Annotated in this window: 4 protein-coding genes; all 4 read right to left on the reverse strand. The window is 34.4% G+C overall.

The window, feature by feature from the left end; all coding sequences use genetic code 11:
- Window positions 1–255 (reverse strand): hypothetical protein (locus V7122_RS24300; RefSeq protein WP_335529715.1); only part of this gene is annotated, 255 nt, incomplete at its 3' end.
- A gap of 185 nt (window positions 256–440) precedes the next feature.
- The gene (locus tag V7122_RS24305) at window positions 441–1,244 is read right to left on the reverse strand and encodes an alpha/beta fold hydrolase (protein WP_335529716.1); all 804 of its coding nucleotides are present in this window, start codon (window positions 1,242–1,244) and stop codon (window positions 441–443) included.
- Between the two features lie 627 nt (window positions 1,245–1,871).
- Complete coding sequence (locus V7122_RS24310; protein WP_335529719.1) at window positions 1,872–2,909, reverse strand: DUF1835 domain-containing protein; 1,038 nt, start codon at window positions 2,907–2,909, stop codon at window positions 1,872–1,874.
- Window positions 2,910–3,114: 205 nt separating this feature from the next.
- The gene (locus V7122_RS24315; protein ID WP_335529722.1) at window positions 3,115–3,402 is read right to left on the reverse strand and encodes a hypothetical protein; all 288 of its coding nucleotides are present in this window, start codon (window positions 3,400–3,402) and stop codon (window positions 3,115–3,117) included.
- Window positions 3,403–3,581: the final 179 nt, after the last annotated feature.

Below are 3,581 nucleotides of genomic sequence, written 5' to 3' on the forward strand. Positions count from 1 at the left end.
ATATAATTCGAATTTTGATGAAAACATTTCTATTGTCCAACCATCTTCTGGCAACAAAAATGCAGCTAAAAAATTGGAGATCCCTATACCATCATTCACTTCAGAAATTATACTTGTTGTGTAATTTTGACCTAAAGCAACACTTGAAAGAATTGTGAATGCTATCATTGGTATTACTGCTTGAGACATTTTCAGTGTTCTCTTTGAAATAAAAACTCCCACTATAATTCCGTACAACAATATAATGAAAACCATAAAATCCCTCCCTAATTATTCCCTTAAAGTTAGTACGATTTAAATGCCTATAAGTTCCAATTTTAGATTGTTCTTGTTGAACTAACCTGCTCGTTAGCACAACAAGAATAAAGATGCTGCCGCTGCAACACCTTGTTTAACTCTTGCACCCGTTAGTGCAACAAGGAACTCAATATTATAACAAGTTACACAAGTCGAAAATTTTCCGATTCAAGTCTGTTTAACCAGTTATGAACTAATGCATTAAATACATCGGTTTGTTCGATTTGTAGGTTGTGACCAGCCATATCAAGAACTGAAAAAGTTGCCCTCGGATAATCCTCAATAAGTCGCCAGACATCGTGATATCCGACTATATGGTCTTGGTGACCTGTTATAATTAGCGTGGGATATTCCAGTTTAGACGAAATATCGAAAGTAAAGCCATATCCGTTTTGACGGATGTAGTTCAGGAATTCTTCATTTGTTTGTTTAGAAGGAAGTAAAATTTCATTTCTAAACCTCTCCCATTCAGTTTGACCTTGCACTACCCCCATTGAGCAAAATTCCTCAGCATCCTCTGGAGACAAAAGAGATATCAAGTTGCTATCTCTTTTTATAATGGTCTGCTGTGGTACTACTCTGTTATTGAATTCAGGTATTGTCATTGGCGCAATCAGTAGTAATCCACGAACTGTATTCTGTCGTAAACTGGCCATACCTCTCGCAATGTACCCTCCATATGAATTACCACAAATAATAAACGGTTCACCAGGGATAAGTTGGTCTAAAAGATGTAATATTGCTTCTAACATATCATCAGAGTTATGAATAGATGGTTGTGGCTCGGATTGCCCCATTCCTGGCATATCTATGTATATTCTTTTCCATCCGCTTCGTTTCTCAAATAACGGTTCCATTGCATGTAACATTACTTGATGGTCAAGTGTCCAACCATGCAACATAACGATAGGATATCCTTCTCCAATTACCTTATGGTAAATCGACATGTATTCTTCCCCCTTTTCCTGTAAACGAGATTAATCAATAAATCAAGCATATACAAAATTGTAAAAATAATGAAGGGAATTATTCAATTAACCTAGGGTAAATCATTGCACTTGTTAGAATACCTAATCCGAAAGAACTTACAATATATCCGGTTAACTTTCTATCCAATTTCATCCCCCCTTACCCAAGGATTGCACCCGATAGTCTAAGTAGTTTTCTTCACAACGTCTACCCAACATATTGAAGAATTAACCGATATAATGCTATGCAAAGTCCTAAAATACTTGCTTTCATTTTAGAAGGATGGTTTCTTTTGCTACGAAACAAGTAAAAGAAAATTACTATAAATCCCAAGGGTATCCATAACTGAAAGACACCTTCTTTTGTACTTTGGGAATAAATTGGAGCAATATATGTGCTAATTAGAAAATAAAAGAATACTGTAAACCGTCGTGTTTCTAATTGCCTGCTCCACCTTAACAAAAAGAAAATAATTATTATTGCGATTATTGTAATGTGTAATGGAGGTAGAACAATAGCACCGTTACCAAATTTGAATTCCATTCCAGATTCCCCTCCTTTTTTAGTTATCCACCCGTTAATTTAAGTACAATCCTTCACAAAGTTTAGTGGAGTAACTCTTCTTTCAATTTCACTTCATATAGTCGCATTGCACTTAAATCCCCTCGATATGCAAATATTTCTTTTGCAATTAAATCACGGAGTCGATAGTCTATCCATTGATCTCCAGTGTATTGCTGCATATGACCAATAACTTCACCAATCAAACGTGCCGCTTTCATATAATCATGCTTACCTTGTTCTTTATGTAATTTCTTTGCACATTGAATTATAGAATCATCATCTCGTTCGACATCTGAATGCCAAAGCTCTTCATTCTCCCAAGTTCTCAAAAGACTTTCACTCAACAGTAAATTACGCCCTTCGTCAAGAAGAGCATGACGTTTTGCACAATTCATCGGTCTAAGCTCAAATTGCTCATAAAATTGAAGCAGTTTTTCTGGAGCTAGTTCTCCAGATGTACGAGGATACTGTTCCTCTTCTAGCATAGGGTATGTATAGAGCTCATGAAATGCTTTAAATGTGTTGAGTTCGAACACTTCATTTACTTTATTCTGTAATAAATAAAGGACAATACGCAGTCCTATTTGCTCAGCGGCGTTCTCACATGTCCAAATAATTATCTGTTGATAAGGTGTTATTCCTTTTATTTTCTCTATTGCCTTTAACAAACCCTGTTTATATTCTTCAAGATCATTGAAGTCATCGCGATAGTGTTCCTTAAACCATTGAAAACGATTTTCTATCCCCTTTTTTGTATGTAGTAATTCTATTGGACCAACTGATAAAATATGAGGCAATACAATGATTTCTTCTGTTTTTGCGTATGGAGTATTGCGAAATGCAAATTTTAAGCTACCTGCGGGCGAATCTCCAAATACAATATGTACCGTTTGTCGATGTTCTATTTTCTCTTCATTACTCGAAACTTTAATCAATGATTTCTTCATTGATTGTAGAATTCTAATCATTCCATCTTCTTCATATTGTTCAGCACGTATAAATATTAAATTTAGAAGAGCCTTTGCCTCACGTTCATCAAGTTTTGAAATAGCTTGTTTTAATTGATTTATATTCTCCATTTTCCCTCTCCTTTTTTCTCTTAATGATAGCTCATTATGTTAATAACTGAGCGTAAAAGTAAGAATTTTTTGTATAGCCTTGTTCAAGTAAACTGCTTCAATAGTAGAAGAAGCGACAGCTTTGTTAAGCTATCGCTACCCGTTAGTTATACATAAAGACTTACACATTAATTGCATATTATATAAATGATGTGACAATAAGTCATTATTTCTTACCTTTTCGTTCTAAAAGTATAGGTGCTATATTTAGTAAGATAGAAACAATTGTCAAAAACCATAATGCCCTTTCCATACCAGGTACTACATCCATTAAAGCTGCCCAATCTTCCACTTCTACCCACACCGATACAAGACTGTATTCTGCACAAAGTGTTAATGCTGTAAATGATAATCCCATCGCCATAGCAAGCTTATAATCCTTTCCTACTTTACACATATAAAGATTTATAAAAGTTGCTACTATTGCAATAACCCCAAATATCATAAATAACATTACTAACCTCCATATATTTTTATTTTTGTCGTGTAATAATACTAATGTGCATCATCTCAATTTTTTGCATTACTTTTTTATTAGACATTAATACGTCAAATCTTTTTTTATAGTAAATGCTCTTCCTTTTGTGATTTCTTATTGAACAAACCTGCTCCAATAGTTCAATACCTTACGTT

Source organism: Bacillus sp. JJ1532 (assembly GCF_036965085.1).
Taxonomy (GTDB): domain Bacteria; phylum Bacillota; class Bacilli; order Bacillales; family Cytobacillaceae; genus Cytobacillus.

Bases quoted from the DNA above. Each gene is read 5' to 3' on its own strand.
- V7122_RS24305 (WP_335529716.1), bottom strand. From the start codon at position 1,244: ATGTCGATTTACCATAAGGTAATTGGAGAAGGATATCCTATCGTTATG.
- V7122_RS24310 (WP_335529719.1), bottom strand. From the start codon at position 2,909: ATGGAGAATATAAATCAATTAAAACAAGCTATTTCAAAACTTGATGAA.
- V7122_RS24315 (WP_335529722.1), bottom strand. From the start codon at position 3,402: ATGTTATTTATGATATTTGGGGTTATTGCAATAGTAGCAACTTTTATA.